This is a genomic window from Erysipelatoclostridium sp. An173, assembly GCF_002160495.1.
In the GTDB taxonomy this organism is placed as follows: domain Bacteria; phylum Bacillota_I; class Bacilli_A; order Erysipelotrichales; family Coprobacillaceae; genus Thomasclavelia; species Thomasclavelia merdavium.
The window spans coordinates 1-2,447 of record NZ_NFKR01000080.1 but is presented as its reverse complement, the minus strand read 5'-3'; the positions used below and the strand labels follow the sequence as shown (position 1 = coordinate 2,447).

The following is a 2,447-nucleotide window of genomic DNA, read 5'->3' as shown; positions in this document are numbered from 1 at the left end:
CATAATCATAATATAACCTCCAATAAAAACTGAATTATTATATTATGTTGAATTGATTTTGTACATTTTTATATGATCGTTTTTGTACATATTAATAGTAGCATTTATATTCTTATCCTCACTGGTAAGGTTGACTATCTTGATTTCATGTGCAATATCGGGTAGTGTTTCCTGCCAGTTGCCACGCTCTGATTTCGGGTCTACAATGACTGCTTTTCCTCCAAACAGCACCGCATAATAGATAATAAGGTTGTTACAGAATGACTTGCCACCACCGAGCGAACCAAGAAAGGCGGCAGCCAACGCATTAGTCACCGAACCCTTAACGCCCTGTGCCGCAAGGCTAGGCTTTAAGTACACATTCTTTCCTGTGTCAAGGTTATAGCCAATATAGATACCGTCCGTTTCCCCAAGCTGCTGTGTCGCACCGAACCCAAGACCAGCGAGAAAGTCAGAAGTGACATACTGGATATAATCGTTGATGTAACGCTTGCTTGCTGGAATAAATTCACCGTGAAGTCCTAACATATCACCAAATGGACGAACCAGCTTCACGTTCAAATCGTCGTAGAAGTCCTTGACTTCATCACAGCGTCGCTTCAATTCGTCCAATGAATCAGCCGCCACACGGATAACGTAAGACAGCTTGTACATGGATTCCTTTGACTGGTCGAGATTCATTTCCAGCTCATTAACTGAATCCAGAGCTTCTATGACGTTGTTTCCCGTTTCGTTGTTGGATTCCCAAGCGTGGTTATCCAAGTCTTTTAATTCCTTTTTCTTGTTACGGACAGTGGTTAAGGCTTTCTTATTTGTTACAATCTCTACATTCATGGAAGTGGAAACAGGGAATGTGAATTGCTGCTGTTGGTAGTAGAAGATTTCCGAAGATGGAAAGTCCAGCTCACCCACGATATTGTTAATCGTGAAGTAGGCAACATACGTTGTCTGATCTTCACGCTCTATCTTTAGGTATCGCTGGTTTTCTTCTATCATGCAGCGAGTAGGACGGATAAGGTCATATCGCTTCACCAGCGTTTCACGCTTTAGCTTCTTGACGGGTAAATCGTAACGGTAATCACTGTACGCAATGCCCGTATTCCCGTAGATGTGTTCCAAGAGATACCCGAAGTCGTTCTTATTAAGCCTGCGGAACTGAAAGCGGCGTGAGATTTTACTTTCCAAGAGCTTTTCCATCTTCATAAAACGGTTGATTTCATCATTACTCATGGAAACAAAGTCACCCATGAGCTTGTGATTGACCTCATAGATAAAATCGGTAAAGGTCATGGCTGCTGATTTCTTCATGCTCTTTAGGTTGATTTCTTCCTCATTGACTAACAGCTTGAAACCAAGAAAAAAGCGGTAGTCAATCTGATTTTCCCCAATCATCTCAATTAACGCTTCGGTCTGTTCGTCTACCTTTTTACAGGCGATTTCTTTTAACCTGCCTGTGATTCCTTTTTTGGAACGCTCCTGCATGGCACGCAGACTGTCCTCTGTGGCAATCTGTAAGGCATGGATTTTTCCGTCACGGTTCTGTGCAATAAGCTGACGGAAACTGTCATGTACCATGTACTTTTCCTCTGGTGACAGGAACGAATAATTGTAGGGTGTCAGCTCATAGTAGGCGAAACATTCACCGTCATGGTTGAACACCAGATTGTTTTCTATATATTTAATCGGGAACATACATCACACTCCTAACTGCTGTAATAACGGGATTGAATTTTTCATGTTTCAGCTTGATGGCTTTTCCTGCATAGGTCACTTTGGGACGTAAGGCAAAGGTGACAGCCGATTTCAAGAATCCGAAAGGTTTCTTTCCGTCAAAGGTCTTTTGCGATACGAACCATGTAAACGCCACAGGGATTCCAAAGTATTTGAGGAACGCACCGTCAATCATGTTAAAGGGCGGCAGCTCCCCAAAGAGAATCACCACGAACAGCGATACCACAAACCAAGCCATCTGACTGAACGTGAGAGGGAACGGGAGCTGAAAGTCGTTGATTGCATAAATGACTTTCTCCACGCTCCATATGCTTGTATAGCTTTTGATTTTCTTCAATTTTCACAGCTCCTTTCTTTTCTAAAATGGAAACAGCAGCCTGTATTTCAAGGCTGCTGCATAAAAAATACCAGTGTCATTTCACTGGCTGATGATAAAATATTCAGTTGTAATTGTCAGTACGGACATTCAAACACGCCATGATTGGTGACGACAAAACGTCCCTCTAAATCAAGGTCACGCCCGTAGGCTTCATAGTCTATGTAGCTTCTTATCCTGTCTGGTATCTCACCCAGACTTTGACATTCATCTATGAAGTAATAGGCAACGTTATAAAAGTTAAAATAAGATTACCCAAATTGTTGCAGATAAGTGGTTACACTTTGCATTAATCAGGGTAATCTTTTTTGATATAATTCTTTCCTGTAAAGGAGTGAAT

Annotated in this window: 1 protein-coding gene and 2 pseudogenes; all 3 read right to left on the bottom strand. The window is 41.8% G+C overall.

Annotation, left to right across the window (positions count from 1 at the left end):
• Positions 1 to 108: 108 nt before the first annotated feature.
• A pseudogene (locus B5F09_RS14380) lies at positions 109 to 1,692 on the bottom strand (ATP-binding protein); the annotation flags it as partial.
• Positions 1,679 to 2,068 carry a conjugal transfer protein gene (locus B5F09_RS14375; protein WP_087287245.1) on the bottom strand — a complete coding sequence of 130 codons (390 nt, stop codon included), beginning with the start codon at positions 2,066 to 2,068 and terminating at the stop codon, positions 1,679 to 1,681. The gene B5F09_RS14375 and the pseudogene B5F09_RS14380, both read right to left, overlap by 14 nt.
• A 116-nt stretch (positions 2,069 to 2,184) precedes the next feature.
• Positions 2,185 to 2,343: pseudogene (locus B5F09_RS14370) on the bottom strand (antirestriction protein ArdA); the annotation flags it as partial.
• Between the last annotated feature and the right edge of the window lie 104 nt (positions 2,344 to 2,447).